This window comes from Shewanella sp. YQ_9 (genome assembly GCF_043103185.1).
GTDB classification, from domain to species: Bacteria; Pseudomonadota; Gammaproteobacteria; order Enterobacterales; family Shewanellaceae; genus Shewanella; species Shewanella algae.
In genome coordinates this window covers 37599-52707 of record NZ_JBICJO010000055.1, presented here as the reverse complement: position 1 = coordinate 52707, position 15109 = coordinate 37599, and the positions used below count along the sequence as shown (strand labels likewise).

At 55.8% G+C, this 15109-nt stretch carries 14 protein-coding genes; 7 read left to right on the top strand and 7 right to left on the bottom strand.

The features are described 5' to 3' along the window. Positions 1-56: 56 nt before the first annotated feature. Positions 57-860, bottom strand: coding sequence for a helix-turn-helix transcriptional regulator (locus tag ACF8D4_RS14895; protein WP_107005220.1), 804 nt, complete (start codon positions 858-860; stop codon positions 57-59). 137 nt (positions 861-997) lie between these two features. Here ACF8D4_RS14895 and ACF8D4_RS14890 point away from each other — a divergent pair, with 137 nt between their 5' ends. Then, positions 998-1885, top strand: coding sequence for a DMT family transporter (locus ACF8D4_RS14890; protein ID WP_223828868.1), 888 nt, complete (start codon positions 998-1000; stop codon positions 1883-1885). Between the two features lie 428 nt (positions 1886-2313). Then, a complete protein-coding gene (locus tag ACF8D4_RS14885) occupies positions 2314-2445 on the top strand; it encodes a hypothetical protein (protein ID WP_096141150.1) in 132 nt (43 codons plus the stop codon). A gap of 83 nt (positions 2446-2528) precedes the next feature. On the opposite strand, the gene ACF8D4_RS14880 is transcribed toward ACF8D4_RS14885, so the two are convergent. Beyond that, complete coding sequence (locus ACF8D4_RS14880) at positions 2529-3863, bottom strand: SO_0444 family Cu/Zn efflux transporter (RefSeq protein ID WP_144218141.1); 1335 nt, start codon at positions 3861-3863, stop codon at positions 2529-2531. Next, complete coding sequence (zntR, locus tag ACF8D4_RS14875) at positions 3857-4348, bottom strand: Zn(2+)-responsive transcriptional regulator (protein WP_101058364.1); 492 nt, start codon at positions 4346-4348, stop codon at positions 3857-3859. Before zntR ends, ACF8D4_RS14880 begins: the two co-directional genes overlap by 7 nt. Positions 4349-4623: 275 nt before the next feature. Between zntR and purH the strand changes: the two genes are divergently transcribed. Further along, positions 4624-6213 (top strand): bifunctional phosphoribosylaminoimidazolecarboxamide formyltransferase/IMP cyclohydrolase, encoded by a 1590-nt coding sequence (gene purH, locus ACF8D4_RS14870; RefSeq protein ID WP_028781381.1) that lies wholly within the window; start codon positions 4624-4626, stop codon positions 6211-6213. 134 nt (positions 6214-6347) lie between these two features. Then, the gene (gene purD, locus ACF8D4_RS14865) at positions 6348-7643 is read left to right on the top strand and encodes a phosphoribosylamine--glycine ligase (RefSeq protein ID WP_144218143.1); all 1296 of its coding nucleotides are present in this window, start codon (positions 6348-6350) and stop codon (positions 7641-7643) included. Between the two features lie 126 nt (positions 7644-7769). On the opposite strand, the gene ACF8D4_RS14860 is transcribed toward purD, so the two are convergent. The 4 genes from ACF8D4_RS14860 to ACF8D4_RS14845 all read right to left on the bottom strand — a co-directional run bounded on the left by ACF8D4_RS14860 (position 7770) and on the right by ACF8D4_RS14845 (position 12109). Beyond that, complete coding sequence (locus ACF8D4_RS14860) at positions 7770-8498, bottom strand: fumarate reductase iron-sulfur subunit (protein WP_144218145.1); 729 nt, start codon at positions 8496-8498, stop codon at positions 7770-7772. Next, positions 8495-10522: a fumarate reductase flavoprotein subunit gene (locus ACF8D4_RS14855; protein WP_144218147.1), complete on the bottom strand. Its 2028-nt coding sequence runs from the start codon at positions 10520-10522 to the stop codon at positions 8495-8497. Before ACF8D4_RS14855 ends, ACF8D4_RS14860 begins: the two co-directional genes overlap by 4 nt. Before the next feature lie 65 nt (positions 10523-10587). Beyond that, complete coding sequence (locus tag ACF8D4_RS14850) at positions 10588-11253, bottom strand: fumarate reductase cytochrome b subunit (RefSeq protein WP_025011335.1); 666 nt, start codon at positions 11251-11253, stop codon at positions 10588-10590. Between the two features lie 130 nt (positions 11254-11383). Then, complete coding sequence (locus ACF8D4_RS14845) at positions 11384-12109, bottom strand: fumarate reductase cytochrome b subunit (RefSeq protein WP_144218168.1); 726 nt, start codon at positions 12107-12109, stop codon at positions 11384-11386. Between the two features lie 351 nt (positions 12110-12460). On the opposite strand from ACF8D4_RS14845, the gene prmA reads away from it, so the two are divergent. The 3 genes from prmA (at position 12461) to fis (ending at position 14786) form a co-directional block, all read left to right on the top strand. Continuing rightward, a complete protein-coding gene (gene prmA / locus ACF8D4_RS14840; protein ID WP_144218170.1) occupies positions 12461-13342 on the top strand; it encodes a 50S ribosomal protein L11 methyltransferase in 882 nt (293 codons plus the stop codon). Positions 13343-13494: 152 nt separating this feature from the next. Further along, positions 13495-14466, top strand: coding sequence for a tRNA dihydrouridine synthase DusB (dusB, locus tag ACF8D4_RS14835; protein WP_144218149.1), 972 nt, complete (start codon positions 13495-13497; stop codon positions 14464-14466). A 14-nt stretch (positions 14467-14480) separates the two neighbouring features. Next, positions 14481-14786, top strand: a complete 306-nt coding sequence (fis, locus tag ACF8D4_RS14830; protein WP_025011339.1) for a DNA-binding transcriptional regulator Fis — start codon at positions 14481-14483, stop codon at positions 14784-14786. Positions 14787-15109 lie beyond the last annotated feature (323 nt).

Here is a 15109-nt window from a genome sequence, read left to right as displayed (position 1 = left end):
TTCGCACCTTCCTTAGTTTCGAGCCACCTTTTGGGCGCCTTAGGGCGCCCCTTTTTTCAAGGCAAGACAAGCGCACTTCCTTGGGCCAGCTGTTGCCTGTAGGCCTGCGGTGTACAACCTGCGTACTTGCGAAACAGGCTGATAAAGGGCGAAGTCTGGTGGTAACCCAACGTCAATGCCACCTCCTTCACTGAAATCGCTTGTCGCAGCAGCTGCAAACTGTGGATAAAGCGATAGCGTTGCCGCCACTCGGTATAGTTCATTCCAAGCCTTGCCTGGCACAAGCGCGCCAAAGTACGTTCTGTGGTACCTAAGGTATCGGCCCAGGCGGCAAAACTGCGCCCGCCCTCAGGCTCGGCTTCCAGCTCGGCAGCTATGGCCTGCAACATGGGATGGTCGGTTACCGGTAAAAAGGGTTGTACTTCCCTGGCCTGACTCAACTGATCCAACAGCACCTTTAGCAGTCTTTGATCCTCAGGTGTATGTGCCAGCTCGACGCCTCTTGAGTTCAAGTCCATCAAAATAGCTTCCGCTATCGGGCTCAACTCCAGCAGGCAGATATGCTTGGGCAGCCTGGCAGCCAGTTCCTGCGGCACATTCATTGAACTGTACTGCACGCAGCGGCGCATGTAACTCTCATGCTTTACTCCGGCCGGGATCCAGATACCGCACTGCGACAACGACATAAAGCGCCGTCCTTGAGCCACCAGCTCCATCAAACCGCCGCGGCTTAGTTGCAGTTGCCCCCAGACATGACTGTGCATGGGCGTCAGCGTATCGGGTGAAAATTGCTGGTAGTAGAAGAATACCTGCGAACCGTCACCGGGATGCTGTTCAGGTGGATGGTAGATATTGGCCATATGCAAATGTCCGAAGGCGGGTTGACTTTGTCTGATAACAGATATGTATATCACATAAGACGTGGAATAATCTGCCCCGTATTATCCAACCCAGGTTTGTCTGTTGAGCCTTGCTCGTAGTTCTGAGGAGCCCTGTTTTGTATCTGTTTCCCTTGTTGGCCGTAGCCATCTGGGCCGGCAATAGTCTGGTCAATAAACTTTCCGCCGGTGTCATAGCGCCGGAAGCCATCTCTTTCTACCGTTGGGCTTTTGCACTTTTGCTCTTGACCCCAGTGCTGCTCCCCGGGGTTTGGCGCCGCCGCGCCATGATCCGTCCCCATATTGGCAAACTCGCCGTGCTGGCAAGCCTGGGAATGGTGCTGAACCAAAGCCTGGCGTATTTTGCCGCCGCGACCACCAGCGCCACCAATATGGCGCTGATCACCTCTCTGGTGCCGGTTCTCAGCCTGTTACTGGCGGTGCCTTTGCTCGGAGTGAGGCTCTCCAAATTGGCACTGCTGGGCGCCTTTATCTCTTTCAGCGGTTTACTGTTTATGCTCAGCCAAGGCGACTTGGCCAGGCTGTCTACCTCAGTGGTACCCGGCGATCTCTTGTTACTGCTGGCCGCCGTGGTCTACGCCCTCTACGGCGTGCTATTAAAACGCTGGTCGCTGCAACTGCCGACCTGGGACCTGCTGTATATGCAGATACTGTTCGCCGTGTTCATGCTGTCGCCTCTGCTGCTCTTTGCCAGCAGTATCAGCATCACCCAGGCTTCACTGCCCTTGATAGCCTATGCCGCTATCTGTGCCTCGATTCTGGCGCCCTGGGCCTGGATCAAGGCGATTGCCCTGCTGGGCACAGAGAGAACCGCCATCTTTATGAACCTGATGCCAATCTTCACCGCCGTGCTGGCATCCACGTTACTGGGTGAGCAGTTGGGAGTCCCTCACTATGTCGGCGGTGCCTTGGTGCTGACCGGGGTCAGCCTGGTGCAGTATCGTGCCAGACGCCCAAGAGCCATGCTCAAGGCGGAAGCACTTTAAAGAAGGGTTGTGGCAGCGACTGATTCGCCCAGGCTTTCACTCACTCTCTCACACAATCTTTCGCACGGCTCTGGCCACTTTGTAGTGAAATACTCTTAGGAAATTCCCGCAAAGGACCAGGGCTATTGGCTGCGAAACACGCCTTGCATATAGGCACGCAAGCCGACGCAGAGCACAGATAAAACTTGTTCGCGCTCCTTAGTCAAATACCATCTCAAAAACAAAAACTTATTCTCAAATATTCTATTGAAGCCGACAGCAGTATTTCGGTAACAGGCGTAAAATATCCGAGTCGGCCCTGGCCGACCAACTGGTTGAATCACGCCGGTGTCTGACTGACCGGTATGCCAGCTGTAAGTGGATCTTAAATTGCAGGAAGCGGGGAGATAAACCCCAGCCAGGCTTTCGCTATCAATGGAATCAAAACCATGAAAGAGCACAGAAACAGCAAAGAGCAAAAGAAGAAACCCATGCACTCTGCCAAGGAGAAGCGGGCCGCCAAAATGGCCAAGAAACAGGCCAAACTCAATCCTGTGGAGAATATCAAACAAGGCAAATGACCCCCTCCCTTCACAGCCCCTGTTTGGCAATAGATAAAACGAAAGGCGCTCAATCGAGCGCCTTTCCCTTGTGCAGTGGAGTGTCAGCCGGAGCAGCAATCCCGCCGCAGCCAACGCCTGGGGATCTTGTCGTAAATCACCTTGGCCATCAGCAGCGCCAGAATAATCCCCGACCAGTTGACCACAGCCTGTGGCAGTAACTGGTGCTCTTCCCCTATCTGCGGCATCACTTCAAAACCAAAGTTCGCCACCAGCAGGTTCACCAGCATTCCGGCCAGCAGTGCCACCCCGAGTACCCCACCAAGATAGCCGTAAAGCGCCCGTTTACCCATCTCTTTGGCGACTACGCCTAGGGTGGCTATGTTGGTAGCAGGTCCCGCCAGCATAAACACCAACACCGCCCCCGGGGAAACCCCGGCCAGCAGCAAACCTGCCGCTATCGGCGTCGAAGCTGTGGCGCAGATATACATGGGGATGGAGATGAGAACCATCACCAACATGGCCAGAATACCACCGCCCCATTGGGCCAGGAAGTCTCCCGGCACATAGGTCTGTACCAGTGCGGCAAAGAATAACCCCACCAGCAACCAGATGGCGGTGTCACGCACCAGATCCGTGGCAGCATACTTGAGACCGGCCAGCACTCTATGCAAGACAGACTTCGACTTGAGTTCAGTTGCCATGTCGTCACTGTCGCAGCAGTTCGAGGCCGATTGCGATGATGAACAACATGAAGCCGCCTCTACCTTAGGTTGCGAGCAGCAGGACTGAGTGGCTTCCTCCTTGACCGAAGAGCAACAAGACCCGCCGACGGTGCTGGCCTTAGCGGTACTGACCTTGGCCGTACTGCAACAGTCTGCCTCTTGCACCTTGGCCGGGGCACAGCAGGAACTCTGAGCTTGTGTCGGCGCGGCCTTGAGAGGACTGAAATTGGCGGCGCCTACCGGCTTGAACTGGGCCTCAGTTTTGGCTTGAGCCTTCTCCGGCTCGCTCTTCTTCACAGCCTCAGAGGGCAAAGCCGGCTCATCATCGCGGCCAACCAACAAACCCGCCACTATGGCACTGCATACCGCGGCAATAGGTCTGACAATCGCCATAAAGGGGCCGAGCAGAACATAGGACACAGTGACCGAATCGACGCCGGTTTCCGGAGTCGATACCAGAAAAGAGGTGGTAGCCGCCTTGGAGGCGCCGCTGCGTCTCAGGCCAACAGCGGCCGGGATAACGCCGCAGGAACACAGCGGCAAAGGCGCGCCCAGCAGGGCCGCCTTGACCGTGGTCTTGAGGCCATGGCCCCCCAATTGCTTTTGCATCCAGCTCATGGGAACAAAAACCTTCAGCAGCCCCGCCAGCACCAGCCCCAATAGCAGCCAGGGGGCTGACTCGAGAAACAGCTCAATAAAATTATCCATCAACATGATTTTGCGCCCCTACTTACACGGCTCTTGGCATGACTGTGATTGTGACCCTTGCCGGTTTCGACTCTGGGGGACAGCTCATCGTCACAGGACTCCAACGCCTCCAAAATCGAGCAATGCTCGGCACTTTCCGGGCCGCCACAGCAAGTATCCGACAGTAACTGCAAAGACTGGCGGAACTGATTAAGCTCGGCAATTTTCTGCTGCACCTTATCCAACTTGTCGTCCACCATGCCTTTGACATCGCTGCAGGCACGGTTGGACTTATCCAGTTCAATGGACAAAAGCTCGGCTATCTCCCCCAGGGTAAAACCTACCGCCTTGGCCCTGAGAATAAACTTCAGTCGCTCGGCATCCCTGTCGCTGTAGACCCGGTAACCGGAGTCGGTGCGCATAGAGGGTGCCAGCAGGCCGTGTTTCTCGTAAAACCTCAGGGTATCGGCCTTGATATCAAAGCGCTTGGCCAGTTCACCTATCCTGTACATATGCAGTTCCTGCTAATAATTCCTATTCAAGTATAAAGCTTAGAGCTTAATCCAAGGTCAAGTGTTTTTTATCCTGCTTCGGGGTTTTGGCTTGTTCGCAGAGCAATATTGTGAAACGCGTAGAAAAAACACCGCGGCAAATCGTTTTACGTTAAAATACGGCGCGCCTTGAGGGTTCCCGGACCATTCGAGGGACTTTTGGAAAACAATGCAAATCGCACTGCCTGGTTTTCCGAAAGATCCTTGAATATAAAAAAGTGGAATACTGTACCCAAATGAATAATGCCAGACCCATACGTCGCGCGCTCTTGAGCGTATCTGATAAGACCGGAATCCTGGAGTTCGCCAAAGCGCTGCATGCCCAGGGCGTTGAACTGCTGTCCACCGGAGGCACCGCCCGCTTGCTGGCGGATAACGCTGTACCTGTCATTGAAGTTTCAGACTACACAGGTCACCCAGAGATCATGGATGGCCGGGTCAAGACACTGCATCCCAAAGTGCATGGCGGTATTCTCGCCCGTCGTGGCCAGGACGAAGCCGTCATGGAAGCCAATGGCATAGGCCCGATTGACCTGGTGGCCGTTAACCTCTACCCCTTCGCCGAAACCGTTGCCAAGCCGGGTTGTACCCTGGAAGACGCCATAGAGAATATCGATATCGGCGGCCCGACCATGGTGCGCGCCGCGGCCAAGAACCATAAAGACGTCACCATAGTGGTCAACGCCTCTGACTATCAACGCGTACTGGCAGAAATGGCGGCACACCAGGGTTCAACTACTCTGGCAACCCGTTTTGATCTGGCCATTGCCGCCTTTGAACATACGGCCGCCTACGATGGCATGATAGCAAACTACTTCGGCACCCAGGTTCCGGCCCACAGCAAGGACGAGTGTCATCAGGATTCCAAGTTCCCGCGCACCTTCAACACTCAGTTGCTGAAGAAACAAGATCTGCGTTACGGCGAGAACAGCCACCAGAGTGCCGCCTTCTATGTTGACCTCAACACAGACGAAGCCTCGGTCGCCACTGCCGTGCAGCTGCAGGGTAAGGCGCTGTCTTACAACAATATCGCCGACACCGACGCCGCACTGGAATGCGTCAAGGAATTTGAGCAACCCGCCTGCGTTATCGTCAAGCACGCCAACCCCTGTGGTGTCGCCTTGGGCAGCGATCTACTGGACGCTTACAACCGCGCCTTCAAGACAGACCCTACCTCGGCCTTCGGCGGCATCATCGCCTTCAACCGTGAGCTGGACGGCGCCACCGCGGCGGCCATTGTCGAGCGTCAGTTTGTTGAAGTGATCATCGCTCCTAAGGTCAGCGAGCAAGCCCGCGAGCTGGTTGCCAAGAAAGCCAATGTCCGTCTGCTTGAATGTGGTCAGTGGCAAGGCCGGACCAAGGGCCTGGATTACAAGCGGGTCAACGGTGGTCTGCTGATCCAGGACAGAGATCAGGGCATGGTGACCGAGGCCGACCTCAAGGTGGTCAGCAAGCGTCAACCTACTGCCGAAGAAATCAAAGATCTGCTGTTCTGTTGGAAGGTCGCCAAGTTCGTTAAGTCCAACGCCATTGTTTATGCCAAAGACGGCATGACCATAGGGGTGGGCGCAGGTCAAATGAGCCGGGTCTATAGCGCCAAAATCGCCGGTATCAAGGCCGCCGATGAAGGCTTGGTGGTGGAAGGTTCAGTGATGGCATCCGATGCCTTCTTCCCCTTCCGTGACGGTATCGATGCCGCTGCTGCTGCCGGTATCAGCTGCATCATTCAACCCGGTGGCTCCATCCGCGATGAAGAGGTGATTGCCGCTGCAGACGAGCATGGAATGGCCATGGTATTTACCAATATGCGCCACTTCCGTCACTGATAGTCAGCAGGCCCAAACCGGCCTGCACTGATGCAATGAACTTATCGCCGGAATAACCTCCGGCGATTCGCCGTAACAAAGCCCTGCCCGGCCTGAACCTGCCCGCAAGGCGTTAAGCGAAAAAGGATAAGAAGATGCAAGTACTCGTGATTGGTGGTGGTGGTCGTGAACATGCCCTGGCCTGGAAGGCAGCGCAATCTCCCGCCGTGGAAACCGTATTTGTTGCTCCGGGGAATGCCGGCACGGCGCTGGAGCCCAAGCTGGAAAACCTGGCGATAGAAGCCACGGATATCCCGGCGCTGCTGGCCTTTGCCAAGCAACAACAGATAGCCCTCACCATAGTCGGCCCAGAGGCCCCTCTGGTACTGGGAGTGGTCGATGCCTTCCGCGCCGAAGGCCTGAATATCTTTGGCCCCACCGAAGCGGCAGCGCAACTGGAAGGCTCCAAGGCCTTTACCAAAGACTTTCTTGCCCGCCACCGGATCCCAACCGCCGACTACCAGAACTTCACTGAAATTGCCCCGGCCAAGGCCTATGTCGCCGAGCTTGCCGGTCGCACAGGTTTCCCTGTGGTGATCAAGGCCGATGGTCTGGCCGCAGGTAAAGGGGTGATCATCGCCCAGGATCAAACCGAGGCCGAGGCCGCCATCGACGATATGCTGGCAGGCAACAAGTTCGGCGAAGCCGGCTCCAGAGTGGTCGTGGAAGAGTTTCTGCGCGGCGAAGAAGCCAGCTTTATCGTGATGGTCGACGGCAACAATATTCTGCCTATGGCCACCAGCCAGGATCACAAGGCCCGTGACAACGCCGACAACGGCCCCAACACAGGCGGCATGGGTGCTTACTCCCCGGCGCCGGTTGTCACCCAAACAGTGCACGATTGGGTCATGGCCAATGTTATCCGGCCAACGGTTGACGGCATGGCCGCCGAAGGTAATGTCTACACAGGCTTCCTCTATGCCGGCTTGATGATTGCCGCCGATGGCAGCGCCAAGGTGCTGGAATACAACTGCCGCTTTGGCGACCCTGAGACTCAACCTATCATGATGCGCCTCAAGTCAGATCTGGTGGAGCTCTGCCTGGCCGCCTGCCGTGGTAAGCTGGACAAGGTCAGCGCCGAATATGATCAGCGTGCCGCCGTCGGTGTGGTCATGGCCGCCGGGGGCTATCCGGATGATTACCGCAAGGGTGATGTTATCGAAGGGCTGTCACTCGGCAATAATGAAGCCAAGGTGTTCCACGCCGGTACCAAGATGGTCGATGGCTATGTAGTCACCAATGGCGGCCGGGTATTGTGCGCTACCGCTTTGGGCAACACAGTGACCGAGGCCCAGCAGGCCGCTTATGCCCTGGTGGATGAAGTCCATTGGGACGATGTCTACTTCAGAACCGACATAGGCTATCGCGCCATCGCCCGCGAGCAGGCATAACGGCTTTCACTCAGTTAGCCTGACTCAACAAGTCAACAGAAAAGCCCGGAATTTTCCGGGCTTTTCTGTTTGAACCTCAGCTTAGCTCTTTAAGGGCTTAGTTCTCTGAAGGCTTAGTCACTTTCTTTAAAGCAAGGTACTGGCCATCTTGCGGCGCAGGTAGGCTATCTGCTGCATATGGGGCAAGTCTTTAGGACAGTTATCCTGACATCCCAGCAGGGTCATACAACCGAACACCCCATCCTGATTGCCTATCACATGGTAGAAGTCCTCGGCGCTGCGGGCATCACGGCTATCCAGCTCGAAGCGAGCGATTTTCATCATGCCGACTGCGCCGACAAAGGTGTCGCGCATCTGCTTGGTAGCGCAGGCCGAGACGCAGACACCGCACTCCACACAGCGCTCCAGTTCATAGAGTCTGGCGGCTTCCTCCGGGTCCATCGGAGCTTCCAGATGGTGGATATCCTGCTGATCCGGCCTGGGATGCAGCCACAGCTTGAGCCTTTCAGCCAGTTCACGCATAAACTTGCCTGTGTTGACCGACAGATCCCCTATCAGCTCAAAGCCTGGCAGCGGCATCAAGGTGATCAGTCCATCTGGATATTTAGCGGTCAAGGTGCGGCAAGCCAAGGTAGGAAAGCCGTTGATCACCATGGCGCAGCTGCCGCAAATCCCGGCGCGACAGACAAAGTCGAACTGCAGCGATGGGTCCTGCTCCTCCCTGAGGCGATTGAGGGCGATAAATACCGTCATCCCCGGGGTTTCTTGCAGCTGATAGTCCACCATTTGTGGCTTGTCTCCCGCTTGCTGTGGGTCGTAACGGAAGATCCTGAAGGTTAAAGTGCGGCCACTCATGCGTTGTCATCTCCGGCAGGGTTAGGCTGAGAAGGGATTGAAGTCTGTGGGCAAGCCAGACGGTCGCTCAGGCGCTCGTTGCCGGGGCGCAGGCTTTCCGGCAGTTCGAACGGCATCAGCGCCCGCTGCTTGTCTTCAGCGTCGGCATCCGGCCCCAAAGACGCGAGAATGGCAGCAATCTCCTGCTCGCGTTTGGCGGTATCCGGATGGGCAATGGCATTGTCGGCACCATAGCCGCGATAGCCGGGCGGCAGTTCCATCTGCATCACATCCAGCGCCTCGTAGCTGAGCACAGGCTCCAGCGCGTCGGCGTCCGGCCAACTGGCCAGGGTACGGCTGAGCCAGTCTTTGTCATTACGCTGCGGGTAATCCTCGCGGGCATGGGCGCCACGGCTCTCGGTGCGTGCCAGGGCGCCGCAGGCCACAGTCAGTGCCACCTTAAGCATACGCCTGACCCGTAGTGCCTCAACCAACTCGGGGTTGGCGTGGCGCTTCTTGCAGGTGACAACAATATTGCGCGAGCGAGCCAGCAAATCCTTGAGTTCGGCCACCGCCTTTTCCAGCTCTGGGCCGTTACGAAAGATGCCGACATAGTCCATCATCACTCTTTGCATCAGGCGCTTGAGCTCAAACGGGCTCTCGCCCTGCTCCCGAGCCAGCAACTCGTCTATTTCCTGGTTGAGCTCATCACGGAAACGCTGCACCAGCGCCGTATCAAGCACCAGCTCCTCCTGCTCACAGAAGTCGGCCACATATTTGCCTATGATCATACCGCCGACCACGGTTTCCGCCAGCGAATTACCGCCCAAACGGTTAAAGCCATGCATGTCCCAACAGGCCGCCTCACCGACACTGAACAGCCCCTTGAGCTGCGGGCTCTCTCCTGTGTGATTGGTGCGAATACCGCCCATGGAATAGTGTTGGGTCGGCCGCACCGGGATCCACTCTTCGGCCGGATCTATGCCGAGGAAGTTCTCGCAGATCTCTTTGACTTCCCGCAGGTTGGTTTCCACATGCTTGCGCCCCAACAGGGTGATATCCAGCCACAGGTGCGGGCCATAGGGGCTATCGACTCCCTTGCCCTTACGCATATGCTCTGTCATCCGCCGTGATACCACGTCACGCGAGGCCAGCTCTTTCTTCTCCGGCTCATAGTCGGGCATAAAGCGGTAGCCGTCTTTATCCCGCAGCAAGCCACCGTCTCCGCGGCAGCCCTCAGTGGTCAGAATGCCCACGGGCACTATGGCCGTGGGGTGGAACTGTACGGCTTCCATATTGCCAAGGGTCGCGACCCCGGTTTCCAGCGCCAGCGCCTGGCCGATACCCTCACAGATCACCGCATTGGTGGACACCTCATAGATACGGCCATAGCCACCTGTGGCTATGGTGGTGGCCCGGGCGATATAGGCCCTGAGTTCACCGGTGATCAAACAGCGGGCAATGACCCCATGGCAGCGGCTGCCGTCGTGAATGAGTTTCAGCGCCTCGACCCGCTCATGCACCGGGATATCCATGGAGATCGCCTTGTTGTCCACCGCATACAGCAGCGAGTGGCCGGTACCATCGGCGGTGTAACAGGTGCGCCATTTCTTGGTGCCGCCAAAGTCGCGGGCGTTGATCAGCCCGTGAGCCTCGGCGGCTTCTTCCAGAGTTACTTTTTCGGCATTGACCACTACTTGACGCGGCCCGGCAGTCACCCTGGTCCAGGGTACGCCCCAGTTGGCCAGCTCGCGCACCGCCTTGGGAGCACAGTGGGCGAACATTCGCGCCACCTGTTGATCGCAGCCCCAGTCTGAGCCTTTGACCGTGTCCTGAAAATGCACATCTTCGCTGTCGCCCATGCCCTTGACGGTATTGCCGAGACTGGCCTGCATGCCGCCCTGGGCCGCGGCCGAGTGGGAACGCTTGGCAGGGATCAGCGACAGTACCAGGGTATCCAGGCCACGCTCTTTGGAAGCGATGGCTACCCGCAGACCCGCCAATCCGGCGCCGACAACCAACGAATCCGTATAGATGAGTTTCACGCACACTCCTTATGGGACGGCACAATGCCGTTTGCCCTAAAGCTATCTGTTTGGGTTATCGATACTCAGCTCGCGTGGGGCCAAAAGGCCAGCAAGGACGCCAGACCTACGGCGACAAACGCCACACTGAGTATGGTTTTAATTTTTCTAAGGCGCGCCCGGCTGTTGAGATCCCGCGCCGCGCCCCATTTCAATGCCACCCGGTACAGTCCTATGGCGGCATGCAACTCCACTGTCAGCAGCAGTGGCAGGTACAAGGCCCAGGCATACTGGTTCCAAATCCTGTCGGCCGAGCCCTGTGGCCCTATGGTTTCCGGGGCCGAACCCACCAACCAAAGATGCACAGGAAGCAGCAGCAAAATCACCACTCCGGTAGCGGCCTGCCACACCCACAAGCGGGTATCGCCATGATCAATTTGCACTAGTTGCTGTTTCAGAGCCTTTTGCTGCCTGAGCGACAGAGGCAACTTGTGCAAGGCCACCAACACATGCAGTAACGCCAACCCGGCAACGGCTATGGCTATCAGGCTCACTACCCAGGGATAGCCGTGGCCATCGTCACTGAGAAAACTCAGCTCCATGTTACGGGCCACCCATTCCATTGCCGGTGCCCCCAGCAATATCGAAGACACCAGCAACAGGTGAGTCCACAAAAACAGCGCCAACAACACGCCTGAAGCACTCTGCCCCAGATCCAACCAGCCGCCCCAGCGCTCACTCAGTCGTATCATCCGTATTCTCCCTGTCATCCAATGGCTTAACCGCTTAAAGATAGTAAAACCAATGTGGATCACAAAGGGCAAACGAACCCTGAGGCAGATCAAACTTCTGCCGGTTAATTTACCTTTAACTGATATTGAGTTAACCGGGAACAAACGGCTGCAACGGCAGGCGCAGCTCATTGCCTAGCAGCATATAGGTCACCAAACTGCCTAAACCAAGCACAATAAGGTATACAATCAATAGCTTGGCTATTTTCCTCAGGCCAGTGCGGTTAAAGCTGAGGCCCCATTTCACCGCCACCCGATACAGACCTATCATGGCGTGGATCACCACCGCAGGCAGCAGCAGGATATACAGCAGCCAGGTGTTGTCGTGCCAGACTCGGTAGGCCGACATATTGGGGCCGATTTCCGGATTGGCTATCATGGTGACCAGGTGCATGGGCACCAGGAAGAACAGGATAAAGCCGGTAGCCAACTGCCAGAACCAGGCGTGGCTGTCGCGGTGTTTGATCAGATGCAGATGGCTGCGCAGCGCCCGCCATTGGCCGAGCTGCGCCGGAAAGCGCCTCAGCGCCATGGCGGCATGCAGTATCACCACCAGCAGAATAAACACAGAGAAGAGTTGCGTCAGCAGTGGGTAACCGTGGCCACTGGCACTGAACCAACCGCCTTCCAGCACCTGCACTACCTTATAGAAAGCCTCTTTACCCAGCATGATGCTGGATTCGAAGTGAAGATGCGCCAACAGAAACATGCCCAGCAAAATGCCGCTGGCACTCTGCAGGCGATCGGCTCTGGCCGACCAGTGGTGGCTGTTGGCATGACCGAGCCAGCGCTCGGGGATGTGATATTTTGTCAGCATGTTTTTTGGGTACAGATCCTTGGGATCTACAACATAACTCACAGCCAAACTGCGCCAATGCCCAAGGAGTCTGAATGTGACCTGCCTCAATCGAAAGTGGGGGATTATCTGATCACGCTCACAAATAAACCACTTGCAGCAAAACAGAGGTAATACCAATTACCCACTAAAAATCAAACGTTTATTTGAAACTTTAAAACAAAAAAGACAGCAAATTACCGTAAATCCAACCGCTGACCGAGTAAACCTGAAACCGGGTTTCACTCCGCCCTCTTTACCCCGGTGTGCTGGCAAGGCCGGCAGCCTATGGCTTACAATAGCGCTTTATTGTCCCCCACGAGAGAAGATTCCATGCCCTGGATCCAGTTACGCATCCACAGCAGCAGCGAGCACGCCGAGACACTCAGCGACCTGTTGCTGGAGGAAGGCAGCGTGTCCATCACCTTTGAAGATGGTAAAGATACGCCGATTTTTGAGCCCAAACTGGGAGAAACCCCACTTTGGGCCGACACTGTGGTGGTCGCTCTGTTCGATGCCGGCACAGATCTGACGCCCACAGTCGAGATGCTCAAGCAACTGCCCTTCCTCGAAGGCAAGCTCAACTACAAGATAGAGCAGATAGAAGATAAAGACTGGGTCCGCGAATGGATGGACAGCTTCCACCCCATTCAGTTCGGCAAGCGTCTGTGGATCTGTCCCAGCTGGCGTGAAATCCCGGATCCCGAAGCCGTCAACGTGATCCTGGATCCCGGCCTGGCCTTTGGCACAGGCACTCATCCCACAACGGCCCTGTGCCTGGAGTGGCTCGATGGCCTGGATCTGCGAGGTAAACAGCTGGTCGACTTCGGCTGCGGTTCCGGCATTCTGGCGGTCGCCGGTCTCAAGCTGGGCGCAACCAACGCCATAGGCATAGACATAGACTACCAGGCGATAGACGCCTCCCGCGACAATGCCAAGCGCAACGGCGTGGATGACAGACTCAGCCTCTATCTACCTGAAGATCAACCCAAAGGTATTCAGGCCGATGTGTTGGTTGCCAATATTCTGGCCGGACCGCTGCGGGAACTGGCCCCCCTGATCGCCGAGTTGGTTCGTCCGGGTGGCAAACTGGCGCTGTCCGGTTTACTGCAGGAACAAGCCGAAGAGATCCGCGAATTTTACGCTCAATGGTTCGAGATGGACGAAGCCGTTCACAAAGAAGATTGGAGCCGCTTGACAGGAGTACGCAAATAGCGGTAAAGGCGGCGCCAGAGCGCACTGGCGCTGACTTCCCACCAATCAAAAGTCAAGTAAAAAAGTTTTGCTCAGGTCATTTATTGACCTTTTCACCGCTGCCAAAAAGGCGTACTATAGCGCCCCTTTGAAGAGCAAGGTGAAACAGCAAAATGCAGATTGGACCCTATCAACTGAAGAATCAGCTGATCGTGGCACCAATGGCAGGTGTCACCGATCAGGCCTTCCGCAATCTCTGTATCCGTTATGGTGCTGCCATGGCAGTGTCAGAGATGCTTTCGTCCAATCCCGACCTTTGGGACACGGACAAGAGCCGCCAGAGAATGACGCACTCGGGTGAAGAAGGCATACGCTCAGTACAAATCGCCGGGGCTGATCCCGATAATATGGCTTGGGCCGCCCGCTACAATGTGGAGCAAGGCGCCCAAATCATAGATATCAACATGGGTTGTCCGGCAAAAAAAGTGAATAAAAAGCTCGCGGGTTCTGCCCTGCTGCAATCGCCGGAACTGGTAAAGAAAATACTGGATGCCGTGGTTGCCGCAGTGGATGTGCCGGTAACGCTGAAGATTCGCACGGGCTGGGCCCCAGAACACAGAAATGGTGTTCAAATCGCCCGGATTGCCGAAGAGAGTGGCATTACGGCGCTCGCGGTTCATGGCCGCACCCGCCAATGCATGTACAAGGGTCATGCCGAGTACGACACCATCAAGGCAATCAAACAGAATGTCTCGATTCCTGTTGTCGCCAACGGGGACATCGATAGTCCGGAGAAGGCGCGTTTCGTGCTGGATTACACAGGTGTCGATGCCCTGATGATAGGACGGGGTGCCCAGGGAAGGCCTTGGATTTTCAGAGAGATCCAGCATTACCTGGACACAGGTAGCAAGCTAGCGCCCATAGGGATGGCAGAGCAGCGTCAAGTGATGCTGGAACACCTAATCAAACTGTATGATTTATATGGGGAAGTAAAGGGCGTCCGCTTCGCCAGAAAACATATGGGATGGTACCTGGACCAGGAAGAACAGCGCCAGTTCCGTGCCGACTTTAACCGGCTGGAAACCGCTGCAGAACAATGTTCCATGGTGGAACGTTTTTTTGATGAATGTGTACTAGATAAATAAAGAGCAGAATACGAATGTTTGATCAGACAACTCACACAGAAGCTCATCAGCTTACCGTAGGCAAAATCGAAACCGCTAACGGCACCATCAAGCCCCAGTTACTGCGCGACGCTGTAAAGCGCGCTGTCAGCAACTTCTTCGCTCAGTTGGACGGTCAAGAAGCTCAGGAAGTTTATGAAATGGTGCTATGCGAAGTTGAAGCACCTCTGCTTGATATCATTATGCAGCACACTCGTGGCAACCAGACCCGCGCCGCCAACATGCTGGGCATCAACCGCGGCACACTGCGCAAGAAGCTGAAAAAATACGGCATGAACTGATAACCAGTTCGCTAGATGCTGTAACTAAAAAGGTTTACCCATAAAACGGTAAGCCTTTTTTGTTTTACCCTCCATAAAGACACTATATTGTTGATCGCCACCGACTTATCAAAGTAACACGGATAAAAATCAGCCCGATTGTTGTACCATGGAGTCTCAGTTGCAGAGGCGATATCGAATAGGGCATCACAGCATCGGCCCGGTCTGATTGACATCGGCGACTGACATCTTTAAAACGTCACCCAACTTGGCGATAGCGCTACGAGACACAGCAAGGACATGGACTGATGGGACAGCTTATAGGAAATTTCTTCTCGGTAGTT

Coding starts and splice junctions, on each gene's coding strand:
- ACF8D4_RS14895 (WP_107005220.1), bottom strand. CDS start 860: ATGGCCAATATCTACCATCCACCTGAACAGCATCCCGGTGACGGTTCG.
- ACF8D4_RS14885 (WP_096141150.1), top strand. CDS start 2,314: ATGAAAGAGCACAGAAACAGCAAAGAGCAAAAGAAGAAACCCATGCAC.
- ACF8D4_RS14880 (WP_144218141.1), bottom strand. CDS start 3,863: ATGTTGATGGATAATTTTATTGAGCTGTTTCTCGAGTCAGCCCCCTGG.
- zntR (WP_101058364.1), bottom strand. CDS start 4,348: ATGTACAGGATAGGTGAACTGGCCAAGCGCTTTGATATCAAGGCCGAT.
- purH (WP_028781381.1), top strand. CDS start 4,624: ATGAATAATGCCAGACCCATACGTCGCGCGCTCTTGAGCGTATCTGAT.
- purD (WP_144218143.1), top strand. CDS start 6,348: ATGCAAGTACTCGTGATTGGTGGTGGTGGTCGTGAACATGCCCTGGCC.
- ACF8D4_RS14860 (WP_144218145.1), bottom strand. CDS start 8,498: ATGAGTGGCCGCACTTTAACCTTCAGGATCTTCCGTTACGACCCACAG.
- ACF8D4_RS14850 (WP_025011335.1), bottom strand. CDS start 11,253: ATGATACGACTGAGTGAGCGCTGGGGCGGCTGGTTGGATCTGGGGCAG.
- ACF8D4_RS14845 (WP_144218168.1), bottom strand. CDS start 12,109: ATGCTGACAAAATATCACATCCCCGAGCGCTGGCTCGGTCATGCCAAC.
- prmA (WP_144218170.1), top strand. CDS start 12,461: ATGCCCTGGATCCAGTTACGCATCCACAGCAGCAGCGAGCACGCCGAG.
- dusB (WP_144218149.1), top strand. CDS start 13,495: ATGCAGATTGGACCCTATCAACTGAAGAATCAGCTGATCGTGGCACCA.
- fis (WP_025011339.1), top strand. CDS start 14,481: ATGTTTGATCAGACAACTCACACAGAAGCTCATCAGCTTACCGTAGGC.